Consider the following 18,590-nt stretch of genomic DNA (forward strand, 5'->3'; position numbering starts at 1 on the left):
TAGTAAGCGATTTATGAGAATACTGAAAAATATCGCACTCAGCGCTGTATTAATGGTTTTCACTGCCTTTACAGGTCAGGCTCAGTTCCCTGTTTCTGTGAATGTCGAGGGGGGCAGTATACAGGGAGCCCTAGAAAACAATTTAACTATATTCCGTGGAATTCCTTTTGCGGCTCCGCCAGTTGGTCCATTAAGGTGGAAAGCTCCCCAACCAGTTGTAAGATGGGACGGCGTAAAGCAAACTACACATTTTGCAGCTTCACCTATGCAGGGTGGAAACCCGGCAGCCGGCAAAAGTGAGGATTGCTTGTACCTGAATGTATGGACCCCTGCAAAATCAAAAAAAGAAAATTTGCCTGTCCTGGTATGGATTTATGGGGGAGGGTTCAGCACCGGATCAACCGCAGAACCCTGGTATGACGGACAGAAACTGGCACAAAAGGGGGTTGTTTTTGTTAGTATTGCTTATCGCGTAGGTCCTTTAGGTTTTTTAGCACATCCGGCACTAAGTGGCGAAGGACCCGATCATGTGTCTGGCAACTATGGTTTGCTCGACCAGATAGCAGGGCTTAAGTGGGTGCAACAAAACATAGCAGCCTTTGGTGGTGACCCCAGAAAAGTAACTATTTTTGGTGAGTCGGCCGGAGGAATCTCAGTTAGTATGTTGTGTGCATCACCTCTGGCTAAAGGCCTTTTCCGGGGAGCGATTTCACAGAGCGGGGGATCTTTTGGCCCCATTAGCGTGAAAACATATCCTGGTGAAAATATGAAGGCACTGAAGCAAGCAGAAACTGAGGGATTGGCTTATGCCGCAAAAGCAGGAGCGACCTCCATAGAAGACCTTAAAAAGCTGGAAGTGGAGCAGCTCCCTATGGACTGGGGTGCTGGCAGCTCCTGGCCTGTAATAGACGGATATGTGATCCCGGATGTTCAATATAAACTATACCAGGCAGGCCGCTACAATGATGTGCCGGTACTTATTGGCTACAATTCCGATGAGGGACTAAGTTTCTCTCCTGGAAAGAGCCCTCAAGAATATACCGATGGGGTAAAAGCACGTTATGGACAATTTGCTGATCAGTTAATTAAGGCCTACCCGGTAGGTGAAAATTCTGTTCCCCGCACGGCAAGGAATTTGTCGAGGGATGCCGCATTTGGATGGCACAACTGGACCTGGGCCAGGCTCCAGTCAAAAACGGGGAAATCAAAGGTGTTTTACTATTTTTTTGACCAGCATCCAAATTACCCCGAGGGTACTGCTGAATACGGACACGGCTCTCCCCATGCACAGGACGTTTCCTATGTTTTCCAGCATATCGATCCTTTGAATCCGAAAACTTCCGGTTCAGATTTAAAGATCTCCGCCGTCATGGGGGATTACTGGGTCAACTTCGTAAAATATGGGAATCCTAACGGAAAGGGACTGCCCCAATGGCCGGGGTTTCACACAGGACAGCCATCAGTGATGCATTTCGCGGAGACACCTCATATTGGATCAGTTCCCGACGAAAAGTCACTGGAGGTATTGGATCAATATTTTAGGTGGAAACTTGGTGTAAATGAAAAAGGCCAGGAATAGGGTTTTAGGAAATTTGCAATACGCGCCCTCTAAAACGTCAGTTGTAGTATTTTGCTAGGGCTGGCGTTTAAATTTTAACAATTACCCGCCAAACATTACTGATCTATCAGGGCTGAGAGCGGGTTGTTCTTTAAAAATATCCAGATTTAAGTGTAGCTTAGCTATACCAATATTAAACAATCAATTGTAACGATTTGGCTTTAGTTTTCATTATTTTCTGAATTCCGGAGAATGACTAAAGCATTTAATAGAAAAATATATGTTTCGGTTTCTAGCTTTGATCAGCGCATTCCTATTGTGCAATTCTCTTTTTGCACAGGAAAATGTGTATCAGTTTTCCCATCTGGATATTTCTGACGGCTTATCGGACAATCAGGTAAATGCGATATATAAAGATCACAGGGGATTTATGTGGTTTGGAACCATGGCCGGTCTCAGCAGGTATGATGGGTATGAATTCAAGGTGTTTAAGCATAATTCAAAAGATAGTACGAGTTTACCTAATAGCTATATTGTCAATATATTTGAGGGGCCGGAGAAAAAAATATGGATTAAATCCAATCGTGGTTTCAGTATTTATGACCCTTTAACTGAAAGGTTTGAGCGATTTCAGGATAAACATTTTAAAAAATATAAAATTCCCGGCGGATACCTCAAAGAGATCAAGACCGATAACAGAGGAAGGTTCTATTTTTACATTGAAAATCAAGGTATTTTTTGTTATGATGCAATCCGTGATACAACAACCGGATATGTTGATAAAAGTGATGCACCTCATTCGTTAGATGCTGGTCAGATCAGCGATTTTATTGACGATCTAAAAGGTAATTTATGGGTTATCTATACCAATGGCGTTCTCGATAAGTTTAATTTAAAGAAACGGAAGGTAACAAACAGGTACTTTACAGTTAAAGATCATTTAGGAGCGCAACAAAACTCTTTCAATCTCAATCATGATACTGAAGGCAATATTTTTATTTATAGTGCCGGTAACCTTTCCGGCTTGTACTACCTCAACGTAGCCAGTGACAAGTTCCGCTATTTTGGAAAAAAGCAAGATCATTCGGGGCTAAGTTCAAATAATGTTAGTCAAGTTGTAGAAGGGGCTGATGGAAATATCTGGATAGGGACTGATCATGGGGGAATCAATATTTTAGATAAACGGACCAACAAAATAACTTATATTTTAAGTAAAGAAAATGACCTAAGAGGTTTAAACGACAATAGCGTAGCCGGTTTGTACAAAGACAACAACGGCATCATCTGGATAGGTACCTTTAAAAAAGGGATCAGCTACTATCATAAAGACATTTACAAGTTTCCCCGAAATAACTATTTAACAGGGAACAACGTCATCCATAAGGATATAAACTCCTTCGTTGAAGATAAGCAGGGGAATTTGTGGATAGGAACAAATGGGACAGGTTTAATGTATTTAAACAGAAAAACAGGTGAGATTAAGACCTATCGTAATCAACCCGGGAATGATAATTCCCTAAGCAGTGATGTGGTGATTAGTCTCTGCGTTGACCATTTAGGTACGCTATGGATCGGAACTTATTTAGGCGGTCTTGACTCATTTGACGGGCAGAAGTTTAGTCATTTCAAATATACAGCAGACCCGTCCGGCATCTCGGACAACCGAATCTACGCCCTACTGGAAGATTCATCGAACAGGCTGTGGATTGGTACTTTAAATGGTGGATTGGATCTGTTTGACCGGAATACAAAGAAATTCAAGCACTTTAACCCATCAGTAGAAAATACTTTAAATGCTTATGGCATTTCTTGTATATATGAAGATAAAAACAAAAATATCTGGATTGGTACGACCGCGGGGCTTAGTATCCTTGATCATAGAACCGGTAAATTTAAACAACTAGTAAATGACCGCAAGAATTCGAACAGTCTCATACAGAACGACGTGAATTCAATTGTTGAAGATCGCAGGGGATGGATCTGGATAGGTACTGTGGAAGGTATCAGTATATATAATCCGACAACGGGAAAATTCATTAATTTAAGTGAAGATATTGGTTTACCTGAGAATACAGCCTTAGCACTTCTTGAAGATGAGGAGGGGCACATCTGGTATAGCTCCAGAAAGGGGCTTTACAAGATTTCTGTAGTTTTATCGGGAAAAAACTATACATTCCAATATAGTAAATACAACATATCCGACGGATTGCAAGGTACCCAGTTTAACATCAATGCTGTTTACAAAACGAAAGCAGGTGAGCTGATCTTTGGAGGACCAAATGGCTTTAATATTTTCAGCGCGGGTCAAATCAAAAACACCGGTTTTCCGTCTGAATTGGTCATTACTGACTTAGAGGTGTTTTATGATAAAGTACGTGTTGCTGAAAGGGTAAATGGGCGTACTATTCTTCCCGAAGCCATCACAGGGCTCAAGCATTTAACCCTCAGCTATAAAGAAAATATTTTTTCACTTCAATTTGCGTTCCTGAACTATTTCAGCCCCAATAAAATAACCTACAAATACAATTTGGAAGGATTTGATGGACGCTGGCTTACCGTTCCCTCGGAAATACGCAAGGCTACTTTTACAAATCTTGACCCAGGAGAGTATACCTTTTATGTAAGGGCTTTTAATGAAAACGATGTGATACCCGTAGCTGAGTCTAAGCTGACAATTACGATTTTACCTCCCTTCTGGCGTACAACCTGGGCATATATACTGTACACACTGGCAATTGGCTTGTTGCTACTGTTTATCCGAAGCAGGGGGATCAGTAAGTTAAGACGCGAATTTGCTTTAGTCCAGGAAAGGATTCAGGCCCGGCAGTTACGTGAACAGGATCGTAAAGAAGCGGAAAGATTAAGGGAACTTGATTTGTTGAAAATTAAATTTTTAACCAATTTGAGTCATGAATTCAGAACCCCGATTTCATTGATTCTGGCTCCGGTAGATAAACTTTTAATAGAAGCCAAAGAGCAGCGAGGTCATGGTCAGTTAACCATGATAAAACGAAATGCGAGGCGTCTATTAAATCTGGTAAATCAATTACTCGATTTCCGTAAAATGGAAGAGCAGGAATTGCTGCTAAATATCAGTGATGGCGAAATCGTATCTTTTTTAAAAGACGCAACAGAATCTTTTTATGACCTCGCTGAACGTAAACAGATCAAATTAACCTTCAAAAGTACTATTGAAAATTTGTTGGTGTCATATGATCAGGATAAGGTGGAGCGTATATTGTTCAATCTGCTTTCGAATGCCTTTAAATTTACTCCTTCCGGAGGCAGAGTGAGTGTTGAATTGCAAACCCTGCCGCATCAAACCAGGAAGGACAAGATTTTATTAGAGTTAAAGGTGTCAGACTCGGGAATTGGTATTCCAAAAGATAAACAGGAAATTATTTTTGAGCGTTTTTTTCAAAATGAAACCTCTGCTTCTATTCTTAATCAGGGTTCAGGAATCGGCCTCTCCATTACCAAAGAGTTTGTGAAAATGCATGGAGGTGAAATCAATATAGAAAGTGAGCCCGGTTTGGGAAGTTGTTTTACGGTACACCTGAATGTTGCTTATGCAGCACTTTCGGAGCAGGAATTAGCTCAGGCTGAAGCTATTCATTTGCCTCAGAAGGAAACATCGAAAAAGGATGGGGGGAAAGCATCTGCTGATAAACGCTTGGGTACAAAAAATGCCCCTGTTATTTTGTTGGTGGAGGACAATGAAGACTTCAGATTTTATCTCAAAGATAACCTGAGCATTTTCTATAAGATAGAAGAGGCCTCCAATGGTAAAGAAGGTTGGCAAAAGGCACTTGCACTGCATCCGCATTTGATCGTTTCAGATATCAGTATGCCTGAAATGAATGGTAATGAATTGTGCGAGAAAATCAAATCGGATGAAAGAACAAAGCACATTCCCGTCATCTTATTAACGGCATTAACTGCTGAAGAAGAGCAGCTTAAGGGTTTGGAGACCGGAGCGAACGATTACATGACCAAGCCTTTTAATTTCGAGATTTTACATTCTAAAATCAAGAACCTGCTTACGCTGCACCAGACCTTTAAAAGCACTTATTCCAGACAAATTAGCATGGCTTCACCAGAAATGGAAATAGAATCGGATGATGCTAAATTCCTGAATGCTGCATTGCTTTACATTGAAACGAATCTTCATAATCCACAACTGTCCGTAGAGGACCTGAGTAGACATATTGCCATGAGTAGGGTATCTCTGTACAAAAAATGTCTGAAGGTAACCGGCAAAACTCCTGTAGACTTTATCAGATCTGTTAAGCTGGAGAAAGCAGCGGTATTATTGGAAAAAAGCGATAAAACTATTGCTGAAATATGCTACATGGTAGGTTTTAGTACACCTAACTATTTTGCTAAGTCATTTAAAATAAAATATAATGTACTTCCTTCTGAGTACATAGTAGAAAAAAGGAATAAGCAACCAGACTAGGTTAACATTTCTTCTCACTTATTTAACATTATTGCTCTGTGATCGACGTTCGGGATTGTAGTTTCGTGTTCTAAAAATCAGCCAATTATAATCCTATTTTAAACAATTAATGAAATCAATATTCTTAACTATAGCAGCTATAGGGGCCGCATTGATGGTCTATGCGCAACAGAACCAACCGGTTTATCTTGATGTAAGCAAACCTATATAAGAATGCGGATCCACACAAAAAAGTGAATGCTATACAAAACTAAGATACTTGATTAACCAAATATTATACAGATAAACATGAATTTATATTCTTATTTTTTAGTTGCGGGTACATCGGCTTTATGCTTTTTAATGGGCGGTTCTGCTGTTGCACAGCAGAACAAAGTCGCCCCAATAATCATCAAGGCAGAACGCAATACCCTCCTCCGGAGTTTTGTCGACCTTAAAGGAGGTAAACGCGTTACCCATGCCATCAGCATAGGTAGTCCACTACAGGTTCATTACACTTACGACGCCGACAATGGCCAATTAGTTCTATTGTGGAAAGGTGAATTTCTGGATGCCACACCAATGTGGCACGACAGGGGCGATGGTTCCTCGCGGCCACTTGGAAAAGCGATCCAACTTGGAGATGCCACACCACAGATTCAGCGGTTGGCAACACTACAAACTGAATTTAAAAAAGACACAACGGGGTCTGGCTTTAGACCTAAGGGTTATACGCTTGATGCGTCAGGTCTGCCGAAGTTTAAGTACCTGACATACGGATTGAGTGTTAAGGATGCGACAATGGTGATTGACGGCGGCCAGGGCATTCGGCGTGAAATTGAGCCAGAAGGAAGTGCCAATGACTTATACCTTTGTCTCGCCAGAGCAAATACTATCGAACAGAAAGATGGTAAATATGTCATAGGAGATAAAGCGTATTCCATTACTGTTGCGGATGAGGCCGTATTGAAGCCTATTGTCAGAACAATACAAGGAACTCAGGAGCTCCTGGTTCCATTCAAAAGTAAGATCGTTTACGCTATTCTTTTTAACCAATAACCAGATGAACATTTATTTCAATTATAAAAACGGGATATCGTGCCTGTTGACAATGACATTTATACTGATGTCATTAATATGCTTTGCCCAGGCAGAATCTCCAAAGGAAGATGATTATTTTAAGATCATGAAAGTATCTGCTCCTGAAGGGGAAATACTTGAAGTGGGCGGACTCTGTACACTGCCTAACGGCGATTTGGGTGTCACTACCAGAAGGGGGGATGTTTTCATCGTGAAAAACCCTTCATCACTGAAACCAACATTCCAAAAATTTGCATCGGGTCTTCATGAGGTGCTTGGACTTGCCTATAAAAACGGATCATTTTATTGTGTTCAGCGAGGGGAACTCACTAAAATGACAGATACAGACAACGATGGGGTAGCAGATGATTTTGAGACTATTTATGCATGGCCATTGTCGGGAAATTACCATGAGTACAGTTTTGGTCCTAAGCTGGCTGCTGACGGATCGTTCTTTGTAACCCTGAATCTTGGATTTCCGCCCACCTGGTGGAATCCAACAAGCATGGTTCCATGGAGGGGCTGGGCACTTCATATTTTTGAAGATGGAAGGATTGAGCCCTGGGCTGCAGGTATGCGCTCGCCCTGTGGGATCAGTATGATTGATGATCAGCTATTCTATACCGATAATCAGGGCGACTGGGTTGGCTCAGGAAGTATCATGCAAGTAAAAAAAGGCGCATTTATGGGACACCCATCCAGTCTGGTGTGGACTAATCTGCCACAGTCTCCTCTCAAACTCAGCACAGAACAGTTCTTTGCTAAGAATCAAACAAAGATGATTTACGACAGTAAGGGAAACAGTGTGAAGCCTGAAAATGATGTGAATGAAAAAGTGGTAACCGAGTATGACATGAAAAAGAATTTTCCAGAGCTCCAGCTACCTGCAGTTTGGCTGCCTCATGGAATCCTCGGTATTTCAAATTCGGAGATCGTAAAAATTCCTTCTGGCTCTTTTGGTCCTTTTGCTGGCCAGCTTCTGGTAGGCGACCAGGGGCAGAGCATGATTAGCCGTGTGTTTATGGAAAAGGTAAACGGTGAGTATCAAGGGGCTGCATGGCCTTTCAGAAGTGGGTTTCAATCAGGTATCGTGCGTCTGGCCTGGGGTAAAGATGGATCATTGTTCGCCGGGGAGACTAACCGTGGCTGGGGTTCTGCCGGTGAGGCTACAGAAGGGATTCAGCGACTCGTGTGGAACAATAAAATTCCTTTTGAAATGCTCCGTATAAAAGCTATGCCAGATGGGTTTGAAATAGAGTTTACCAAACCTGTTGATAGAAAATACGCCTCAGATCTTGCTTCTTATTCAGTGGAGAGCTTTATCTATAAATACCACAGTGTCTATGGAAGTCCACCGGTAAATAGCCAAAAGTGCAGTGTAAAGGGCGTTCGCGTTTCTGCTGATGGCCTCACTGCCCGAATTATTGTAGCCAACCTGCGCAAAGGATATATTCACAACATCACTTTGGATGGCATTCGCTCACAAGAGAACTACTATAGCTTGGCACATCCAACAGCATATTATACCTTAAATAACATCCCGGAAGGGAAGGTACTTAGCCCTACCGAAGTAAGCACCAGGAATTCATCTGCTATTAAAACACAGTCTCTTGAACAAAATAGAAGTTCATTATCAGGTAAAAAAGCATCAATGTCGAAAATTCCAACTTACGATCAGGTGAAAGGCCTCCTGGCTAAAAATACCTGTCTGGCTTGTCACAATGCGGAGAAGAGACAAGTTGGCCCCTCTTTTAAAGAGATCTCTGCCAAAAAATATACTATTGAGGAACTAACGAGCCTGATTTATACACCAAAACCGGAGCACTGGCCGGATTATTCCACACCGATGCCGCCGATGACTAATGTTCCAAAAGATGAGGTTACTAAAATCGCGACGTGGATAAAATCATTAAATAAATAATTATATTCAATAACTAAAAAAATTCCACTGATATGATGAAACGATTAATGTTAATTATTGCGATGTTCTCAACCAATGCAATGGTAGTTCAGGCACAGCAGGCAGGTAAACCGGAAGATACCGAGGTATGGACCCCCGTGCCTGCAAAAGTAAGTCCGGCTAAGCTGGCAGGAGCAGCACCTTCAGATGCCACAGTTCTTTTTGATGGGAAAGATCTGGACCAATGGGTGAATTCCGACAATGCTGCTTCAGAGAAAAAATGGAAGTTATCTGATGGGATCATGACGGTAGATAAGTCTGTAGGTGATATCCAGACAAAAGAGCAATTTATGGATTTTCAACTTCACATTGAATACAGGATTCCGGAAAATATAACCGGAAGCGGTCAGAGCAGAGGTAACAGCGGTATATTTCTGGCTGCCCTTCCCTGGGGGGCTGGCGGATATGAGTTGCAAGTGCTGGACAATTATGAGAACAAAACCTATGTAAACGGGCAGGCAGGTAGCTTTTATAAACAATCCCCACCATTGGTAAATGCCTGTTTAAAGCCGGGAGAATGGCAGACATATGACGTAGCCTGGACTGCGCCCCGTTTTAACGAGGATGGCTCTGTAAAATCGCCGGCTGTTGCAACAGTTTTTCACAATGGAATACTCATACAGAATGCGACGGTACTTAAAGGAGATACACCTTATATTGGACAGCCAACTTACAGAAAGCATGGCGCCTCATCAATTAAATTACAAAGTCATGGAGATAAAAGTGAACCGATCAGCTACCGCAATATCTGGTTGAGAAAATTATAGTAAATCATGTTCGAATATCACAACTGGCGGATCCAGGCTTAACACAAATCAAAACATAAGTTAGCTAAAATGCGCAATACAATTGAAGTGAACCCCAAAAGTTTTTATCGAACTTTTGGGGTTCACTTCATAATGATACCTCCTCTTAATTTCCCTTCAGTGATACTACCAGAATTTCACATATAAGGCAGCAATAATCATTAACGTTAGTACGATGAGTACCATTGTTGATTTGTTGACTTTGAACATTTCAGTATCTAGTTCAAAAGCCTTAGGATTGACCTTTGGTCCAGCCAAACTCATGACAATCATGATCAGCATGGTAAAACCAAACGACAAGCCCATACAAATGTGGAAAGGAATTTCATAAGCTCCTGCACCGTTAGGGTAGGCAGTATACAACAAGGTGTCATTACCAAAAATTCCCGGAGCCATCTCGTTAAAGAACACTGAGAGTAAAAAACCTGCCAACACGCCGGCAATCGCTGCACTGCCTGTTGTTCTTTTCCAGAACATACCCAGTATAAACATGGCAAAGACGCCAGGGCTGATAAAACCGGTATATTTTTGAATAAAGGTGAATCCGCCTTCTCCGCCTATACCCAGCAAATCATTCCAGGTAAACAGTACTGCAAGGATCATCCCAACAAATACTGTTGCACGTCCGACAAATACCAGATTTCTTTGCTCAGTTCCTTTGTTAAAGTACTTGGAATAAATATCTAGCGTAAAAATCGTTGAGATGCTATTTACCTTTCCGGCAAGAGAAGCTACAATGGCTGCAGTCAGTGCAGCGACAGAGAGTCCTTTCAGACCTGTCGGTAAAAATGTTAGTACCGCAGAATAGGCACCGTCTTTTCCACCAACAAGTTGCGGCAAATGACCACCTTTGTACAGCACATAAGCTGCAATACCGGGAAGCATCACAATCAAAGGCATCAGCAGTTTAAGAAAGCCAGCAAAAAGGATTCCGGTTCTGGCTGTTTGAAGATCTGCACCCAATGCCCGCTGAGTAATGTATTGATTGCAGCCCCAGTAGTTCAGGTTGATGATCCAGATACCAGCTACGTAAGAGGCCAGGCCCGGAAAAGTCAGGTATTTGCTGATCTCAATCTGGCTTGAACTCTCCGTTGGTTTTGGAATGATCATTTTAAAATGCTCAGGGGCCTGTTCCATTAAAACATTGAATCCGGCAATGGCATTGGCACCAACACCGAACTTCTGACCCACAACAGTTAAGGCAATGTATGTGGTTACTAAACCACCAAAGATCAGTACTGCAACCTGGATCACGTCAGTATAGGCTACAACTTTCATTCCTCCGAGAGAAATGACCAGGGCAAATACTGCCAGTCCAATCATAATCACATGCAGATAATCACCGCCGGTAAGCCCATTGATAGCCACTGCTCCCAGGTAAAGAATAGAAGTAAGGTTAACGAAGACATAGAGGAACAACCAGAAAACAGCCATGATCAAAGCCACGGATTCGTTATACCTGGTCTTTAAAAATTGCGGCATGGTGTAGATCTTGTTTTTAAGATAAACAGGAATAAACCATACTGCTACGATGATTAAAGCGATGGCTGCTATCCATTCATATGCAGCGACGGCAATTCCCAGAAAAAAGCCCTCTCCACTCATTCCGATAAACTGCTCAGCAGAAATATTGGAAGCAATCAGGGAGGCGCCGATAGCCCACCAGGTAAGTGTTCCTTCGGCAAGAAAAAATGCTTTCGCATCATGTTCTCCTTTTTTTCGCTGACGGTAGACATAGTACCCGTAGCTTGAGACTACTAAGAAGTAGATGATAAAGACTACATAATCCGTAGTCACTAAACTATTATTCATACATTATTTGGTTAAGTCTTGGTTTATTTGTAGAACATCTCATTCCAGTGCAGCTCATTTCTGAACTGATCCAGTTTGGTTTCGGCTCCGATATTGATGTATTCCATTCCAGCAATATTTGCAAAGTCCTGCAAATGCCTGGTAGTTAAGTTTTGGCTATAAGCTGTGTGGTGTGCACCTCCCGCATAGATCCAGGCTGCGCAACCATTTTTCATGTCCGGGAGAGGTTTCCATAAGACCCTTGCAACTGGCAACTTAGGCAATTCATGTTCAGCCTCCACTGCCTGGACTTCGTTAATCAATAGCCGGAACCTGTTACCCATATCTATTAACGAAGCATTTAACGCAGGACCACCAGCGACGTTGAAGACAAGACGAGCAGGATCTGATTTTCCTCCGATCCCTAATGGATGGACTTCAAGAGAAGCCTTGCCCTTTGCAAGTGAGGCATCCACTTCCAGCATATGTGAGCCCAGGACCATTGGATTTTCGGGGTTAAAGTGGTAAGTATAATCCTCCATAAAAGAATTGCCCCCTTCAAGACCAGAACCCATAACTTTGCAGGCCCTTACCAGTGCGACTGTTTTCCAGTCACCTTCACCGGCAAATCCATAACCAGAAGCCATCAGACGTTGTGCAGCAATACCGGGTAACTGGATCATGCCATGCAGGTCTTCAAAGGTATCTGTAAAGCCCTTAAAGTTTCCTTCCTCGAGGAACTTCCGCAAACCCAGCTCTATTTTAGCCGCCTGATAAACAGAATTGCGCTGCGCACCGCCTTCCAGTAGGCTGGCATCCATATGATAGCTGCGCTCATATTCCTGGAGCAGGTTCTGAATAGACTGATCCTCCACACTGTTGATCACCTCTACCAAATCCCCTATGCCGTAGGTATTGACTGAAAAGCCGAATTTCATTTCAGCTTCCACCTTGTCTCCCTCGGTCACTGCAACATAACGCATGTTGTCACCGAACCGAGCAAACTTCGCACCCTGCCAATCGTGCCAGCCGGCGGCAGCACGGGTCCAGGTGCTGATCTGCTCCAGTACTTCTTCATCCTGCCAGTGGCCTACAACGACCTTACGGTCTTTGCGCATCCTGGACATGATAAAGCCAAATTCACGGTCACCGTGAGCACTTTGGTTCAGGTTCATGAAATCCATATCAATGCTGTCCCAGGGAATATCGCGGTTGAATTGTGTATGTAGGTGGAGTAGGGGTTTTTGCAAAATATTGAGTCCTCTAATCCACATCTTGGCAGGGGAAAAAGTATGCATCCAGGTAATTACGCCGATACATGCCGGTGATGAATTCGCCTGCTGCAGGGTCTGGAAGATCTCATCAGGAGTCTTTACGATTGGTTTGTAAACCACCGTGACAGGGATTTGCTCAGCCTGATGCAGTGACTCTGCAACTTGCTGAGCATGTTGAGCAACTGTTTTTAGGGTTTCCTCTCCGTATAAATGCTGAGTTCCGGTAATGAACCAAACTTCTAAGTTTTTTAAATTGATCATGTTATCGTATTTTATTTCTTTTTATGTAATTATTGTCCGTAATAACTATCGGGGCCGTGCTTGCGTTCAAAATGCTTTTTAATCAGGGCATCCTTAAGTTTCGGTGCCTGAGGATTGATCTGCCTGGTGAGCAACGCCATTTGTGCTACCGATTCGAGGACTGCACTGTTATAGACCGCTTTTTCTGCTGTTTTTCCCCAGGTAAAAGGAGCATGGTTGCCTACCAGGATCATTTCTACCTCGCGGTAATCTAGCCCCAGGTCCTTAAAGTGATTGAGGATCTGAAAGCCAGTTTCGTATTCATAGTTACCGCTGATCATTTCATCGCCCATTGGTGCTGCACAAGGAATGTCAGTAGTCAGGTGATCGGCATGTGTTGTACCAAAAATGGGGATGTCAGATTGGGCCTGAGCCCATGCTGTAGCATAGGTAGAATGGGTATGTACAATTCCTGAGATATCCTCCCAGTGTTTGTAAAGCACGGCATGTGTCTGGGTGTCTGAGGAGGGGCGGAGCTTTCCTTCTACTGTGATTCCATCAAAATCTACGATTACCATATCCTCAACTGTTAATTTATCATATGGAACACCGCTGGGTTTTATGGCAAATACCCCTCTGTCACGATCCGCAGCGCTGACATTGCCGAAAGTAAACAACACCAGGTTTAGCTTTGGCAACTGCATGTTTGCCAAATAAGCTTCTTGTTTGATATGCTGATAAATGCCCATTATTGATATAGTTTGGATTCCTTTTTATTGTGTTTTTCAATATATCTGCCCAATGAGAGGTATCGCTGATAGTGCTCTCGATATGCCCTGCTACGTTGAGGATCGGGTTGATACTCTTTTTCAAAGCCGGTGCCCATAGCATTCATTGCGGTTTGAATATCCTCATGAATACCTGCTGCAACGGATGCAAACATTGCTGCCCCCAGAGCACATGTATGCTCAAAGCGGTGGATACGGATCGGCATTTCCAGAACATCGGCCATCATCTGCATGATATAGGGTGATTTTTTTGCTACACCGCCGATACCAATGATACCTTGCACAGGAACACCCTGTTCTTTAAACCGATCGACAATGTTTTTTGCTCCATAGCAGGTGGCCGCTGCCAGGGCACGGAAAAATCGGGGAGCATCTGTACCCAGGCTCAAACCTGTTACTGCACCTTTCAGCTCCTGGTTTGCATCAGGTGTACGTCTGCCATTGAGCCAGTCCAGGGCCAGTTCGAACTCGTCGTCGTCCTGTAATCCGGCAGCCTGCCTGCTCAGTTCTCCAATGATTTTGAGACTGATTTCCTCTTTCAGGGCGAGGGCAGTTTGTTGATCAATGTACTGAGATTCGGTCAGCAGATGCTCCAGTGGCCAGCTGATCAGGTTTTTAAACCAGGCGTATACATCACCAAAAGCTGACTGTCCGGCTTCCAGACCAGCCATTCCAGGGATGACTGAGCCGTCCACCTGCCCACAGATCCCCCTAACCAGCGTTCCCTCCAGGTCCTGGTTCGGTGCCACCAGAATATCACAGGTACTGGTTCCCATTACCTTACTTAGGTAATAAGGCTCAATTTGTCCACCCACGGCACCCATGTGTGCATCAAAGGCACCAGCTCCAATAATGACATCTGTATCCAAACCGAGTTTTTCAGCCCATTCCGGGCTTAGATTTCCGATGCTGACATCAGCAGTATAAGTCTCACGCGGCATCAGCTTCCGGTAGCCAGCCAGAATCGGATCAAGGGAAACAAAAAAGTCTTCAGGTGGCAGACCATCGAATTCATCTGCCCATAATGCCTTATGTCCCGCTGCACACCTGCTGCGCTTCATTTCTTCAATATTTTTTTTGCCGCATAACAAGAAAGGAATCCAATCACAATGTTCTACCCAGGAAACAGCAGTCTTACGTACTTCATTATCTACCCTAAGGGTATGAAGTAGTTTTGCCCAGAACCACTCAGAAGAGTATATTCCACCTACGTATTTTAAATAATTAACGGGGAATCGCCCTGCATGCCTGTTGATCTCCGCAGCTTCCTCCAGGGCAGTATGGTCCTTCCACAAGACAAACATTGCATTTGGATTCTCCGCAAACTCAGGCCTAAGCGCCAGAGGCGTTCCGGTCTGGTCAACGGCCACCGGGCTAGATCCTGTAGTATCCACTGAGATTCCCCTGATCAGCCTGGCAACATTGGCTCCGCCTGATTTGGCAATGCAGTCTTTTATAGTGTAAGTAAGCCCCTCAATATAGTCAAGAGGATGTTGGCGGAATTGATTGACGGACGGATTACAATACAATCCCTTGTTCCATCTGGGATAATGAAAAACGGAAGAAGCGATTTCCTTTCCGTCTGCCGTATCAACCAGCACCGAACGTACAGAATCTGTACCATAATCTACTCCGATCACATAGTTTGTAGTATTCATAAAGTTTATAAATGTCTATTTAACGTTTATTTGTTTTGGCAAAAAAAATGATTTGGGTTTAGTATATCGATAATTGATATACTATTTGCGTGCTGCCTGGCAGTATACATTGATTACAAAACTGCGTTACCACCAGCTTAAGGGAAGAGTTATTTCATCAACCGAGCTTGCAATCAAATCGGGTTTAAACGCATAATGACTTTGCGAATCTTTGGTGGCAATACCCGAGAGCACCAATATGGTTTTATATCCCATTTGCACACCACCCTGAATATCGGTTTCCATGGTATCACCTATTACTGTTGTTTCTGCGGTTTCCAGACCTAAAAATTTACGGGCTGAACGCATCATTACCGGACTTGGCTTACCGGTTACAAAGGCATGTCGTCCTGTCGCCTCTTCAATCATAGCGGTGGTAGCCGCAATTCCCAAGTTATTCCAACCCGGTTTTTTTGGTGAAGGGTCACGGTTTGTAGTGATGAACTTGGCTCCGGCCAGAATCATATCTACGGCGCGCTGAACCATTTCAAGCGTGAAATTCCTTCCCTCACCAAGTACAACGTACTCCGGATCTGTATTGACCAGTGTAATCCCATTTTCGTGCAAGCTACTGATCAGGCCGCCTTCTCCCAGCACGTAGGCGGTGGCAGAAGGACTTTGGTCAGATAAGAATTTCCCTGTGGCCATTGCGCTGGTATATACATGTCGGTCCTCAACTTTGATACCCAGACCTTTCAGTTTGCGTCTGATCTCCAAACTGGTCCTTTGACTATTGTTGGTCATGAAAGTAAATGGAATATCATTTTTGATGAGGTTGTTGATAAACTTATCAGCGCCAAGGATTAGTTCCTCCCCGCTATAAATTACCCCATCCATATCGATTAAAAGTCCTTGTTTCATTATTTGGTTTTTGGTTATAACAAATATATAATTTAATAAACGTTTTTTTGACGTTTATTTTATAATAATTCAGTTATAAGTGGTAATTTTCGGCACCGAAGTAAGGCCAGGTTATTTTTAACAGCGCCTAGCTGATTTTCGGACTATTCAATGCAAACCAAATTTTGTTAAATGAAGCATAAAAGTATTAATGAATTAGAAGATATCGCTACTCAGGTAAGAAGGGATATTGTTAGGATGGTACATGCCTGCCAATCTGGTCACCCGGGAGGATCATTAGGCTGTGCAGATTTCTTTACTGCACTGTATTTTGAGGTAATGAACCACGGTACTGATTTTACAATGGATGGAAAAGGAGAAGACTTATTTTTCCTATCTAACGGACACATTTCACCGGTTTTTTATAGTGTTCTTGCCAGATCTGGATACTTTGATATTAGCGAACTAGCTACTTTCAGAAAATTAAACTCAAGGTTACAAGGTCACCCAACAACTCACGAAGGACTTCCGGGCATTAGAATTGCCTCTGGATCTTTAGGTCAGGGAATGTCTGTTGCTATTGGTGCAGCCCAGGCTAAAAAGCTTAATAAAGATCATTCAACTGTATATGTTTTACTGGGAGACGGTGAATTACAGGAAGGTCAAAACTGGGAAGCCATTATGTATGCGCCTCATAATAAGGTAGACAACCTGATTGCTTCAATTGATTATAACGGACAACAAATTGATGGTCCTACTGAAAAAGTATTATCTCTTGAAAACCTACAAGCCAAATTTGAGGCTTTTGGATGGCATGTGATTAGCTCTGATGGTAACGACATGGATTCAATTGTTAAAGCATTACATTATGCTAAATCATTAACAGGAAAAGGTAAACCAATTTTGAATTTAATGAGTACCCAAATGGGTGCTGGTGTTGATTTCATGATGGGATCACATAAATGGCATGGTGTTGCTCCAAATGATGAGCAACTTGCTACTGCCCTTGCTCAATTGCCAAGTACCTTAAAAGATTATTAATAGAAAACTCGTGAAAACCTGCGGAGCAAGCTTGAACACGGTTAATTAAAAATAGAAAACTCGTGAAAAAATATACATACACTGAAAAAAAAGATACCCGCTCTGGTTTTGGAGCAGGATTACTTGAAGCAGGTAAGAAAAACCCTGAAGTAGTTGCACTTTGTGCTGACTTAGTGGGCTCTTTAAAAATGGATGCCTTTATTGCAGCATTCCCTGAGCGCTTTTTCCAGATCGGTATTGCTGAAGCAAACATGATCGGTATTGCCGCCGGATTAACCATTGGCGGTAAAGTTCCATTTACCGGAACTTTCGCTAACTTTTCAACTGGAAGAGTTTACGATCAGATTCGTCAATCAGTAGCTTACTCTGATAAAAACGTAAAAATCTGTGCTTCTCACGCTGGTTTAACCTTAGGAGAAGATGGTGCAACTCACCAGATCCTTGAAGATATAGGTTTAATGAAAATGCTTCCTGGCATGACTGTAATTAATCCTTGTGATTATAACCAAACTAAAGCAGCTACTATCGCTATAGCTGAGCATCATGGCCCGGTTTATCTACGCTTTGGTCGCCCGGTAATCCCTGTATTTACTGATCCTGATCAGAAATTCGAGATTGGTAAGGCATGGATGGTAAACGAAGGTACTGATGTAACTATTATTGCTACCGGACACATGGTTTGGAAAGCAATTGAAGCTGGCGAAAAACTAGCAGAAATGGGCATCGATGCTGAAATTATTAATATCCACACCATTAAACCTTTGGATGAAGAAGCAATTCAAAAATCTGTAAAGAAAACAGGATGTGTGGTTACTTGCGAAGAGCACAATAAATTTGGTGGATTAGGTGAAAGCGTTGCAAGATTACTTTCAACTGAATTGCCAACTCCTCAGGAATTTGTTGCTGTTAACGACAGCTTCGGAGAAAGTGGTACGCCAGATCAATTAATGACTAAATACGGATTAGATTCAATAAATATCATTGAAGCAGCTCAAAAAGTAATTAAAAGAGCAAAATCATAACTACTTCCTGGCAGGGTATTTTCGGGCTGACTCCGGTTGGCCTGAATTACTTACA

General features: G+C 42.7%; 12 protein-coding genes. 7 read left to right on the forward strand and 5 right to left on the reverse strand.

Annotation, left to right across the window (positions count from 1 at the left end; genetic code table 11):
- Positions 1-13 precede the first annotated feature (13 nt).
- The 5 genes from HQN83_RS03625 to HQN83_RS03645 all read left to right on the forward strand — a co-directional run bounded on the left by HQN83_RS03625 (position 14) and on the right by HQN83_RS03645 (position 9,803).
- Positions 14-1,579 carry a carboxylesterase/lipase family protein gene (locus HQN83_RS03625; RefSeq protein ID WP_173088652.1) on the forward strand — a complete coding sequence of 522 codons (1,566 nt, stop codon included), beginning with the start codon at positions 14-16 and terminating at the stop codon, positions 1,577-1,579.
- A gap of 259 nt (positions 1,580-1,838) precedes the next feature.
- Positions 1,839-6,017 carry a hybrid sensor histidine kinase/response regulator transcription factor gene (locus HQN83_RS03630; protein WP_173088654.1) on the forward strand — a complete coding sequence of 1,393 codons (4,179 nt, stop codon included), beginning with the start codon at positions 1,839-1,841 and terminating at the stop codon, positions 6,015-6,017.
- Positions 6,018-6,305: 288 nt separating this feature from the next.
- Entirely contained in the window at positions 6,306-7,055 is a 750-nt protein-coding gene (locus tag HQN83_RS03635; protein WP_173088656.1) for a hypothetical protein, read from the forward strand.
- Positions 7,056-7,059: 4 nt separating this feature from the next.
- The gene (locus tag HQN83_RS03640; protein WP_217277301.1) at positions 7,060-8,997 is read left to right on the forward strand and encodes a c-type cytochrome; all 1,938 of its coding nucleotides are present in this window, start codon (positions 7,060-7,062) and stop codon (positions 8,995-8,997) included.
- Between the two features lie 32 nt (positions 8,998-9,029).
- Positions 9,030-9,803, forward strand: coding sequence for a 3-keto-disaccharide hydrolase (locus HQN83_RS03645; RefSeq protein WP_217277302.1), 774 nt, complete (start codon positions 9,030-9,032; stop codon positions 9,801-9,803).
- A gap of 165 nt (positions 9,804-9,968) precedes the next feature.
- Here HQN83_RS03645 and HQN83_RS03650 read toward each other — a convergent pair whose 3' ends face one another.
- From HQN83_RS03650 to HQN83_RS03670, 5 genes are all read right to left on the reverse strand, one after another.
- Complete coding sequence (locus tag HQN83_RS03650) at positions 9,969-11,654, reverse strand: sodium/sugar symporter (RefSeq protein WP_173088658.1); 1,686 nt, start codon at positions 11,652-11,654, stop codon at positions 9,969-9,971.
- Between the two features lie 23 nt (positions 11,655-11,677).
- The gene (araA, locus tag HQN83_RS03655; RefSeq protein ID WP_173088660.1) at positions 11,678-13,168 is read right to left on the reverse strand and encodes an L-arabinose isomerase; all 1,491 of its coding nucleotides are present in this window, start codon (positions 13,166-13,168) and stop codon (positions 11,678-11,680) included.
- Between the two features lie 29 nt (positions 13,169-13,197).
- A complete protein-coding gene (locus tag HQN83_RS03660; protein WP_173088662.1) occupies positions 13,198-13,896 on the reverse strand; it encodes an L-ribulose-5-phosphate 4-epimerase in 699 nt (232 codons plus the stop codon).
- Positions 13,896-15,593 carry a ribulokinase gene (locus HQN83_RS03665; protein ID WP_173088664.1) on the reverse strand — a complete coding sequence of 566 codons (1,698 nt, stop codon included), beginning with the start codon at positions 15,591-15,593 and terminating at the stop codon, positions 13,896-13,898. The genes HQN83_RS03660 and HQN83_RS03665 overlap by 1 nt, the downstream gene beginning before the upstream one ends.
- 126 nt (positions 15,594-15,719) lie before the next feature.
- The gene (locus tag HQN83_RS03670) at positions 15,720-16,493 is read right to left on the reverse strand and encodes an HAD-IIA family hydrolase (RefSeq protein WP_173088666.1); all 774 of its coding nucleotides are present in this window, start codon (positions 16,491-16,493) and stop codon (positions 15,720-15,722) included.
- A 171-nt stretch (positions 16,494-16,664) separates the two neighbouring features.
- Here HQN83_RS03670 and HQN83_RS03675 point away from each other — a divergent pair, with 171 nt between their 5' ends.
- Together HQN83_RS03675 and HQN83_RS03680 are read left to right on the forward strand one after the other, a co-directional pair.
- On the forward strand, positions 16,665-17,513 hold the full coding sequence (locus HQN83_RS03675; protein ID WP_173088668.1) for a transketolase: 849 nt from the start codon (positions 16,665-16,667) through the stop codon (positions 17,511-17,513).
- A 62-nt stretch (positions 17,514-17,575) separates the two neighbouring features.
- Entirely contained in the window at positions 17,576-18,535 is a 960-nt protein-coding gene (locus HQN83_RS03680) for a transketolase family protein (protein ID WP_173088670.1), read from the forward strand.
- Positions 18,536-18,590 lie beyond the last annotated feature (55 nt).

It is taken from the genome of Pedobacter foliorum (assembly GCF_013266735.1).
In the GTDB taxonomy this organism is placed as follows: domain Bacteria; phylum Bacteroidota; class Bacteroidia; order Sphingobacteriales; family Sphingobacteriaceae; genus Pedobacter; species Pedobacter foliorum.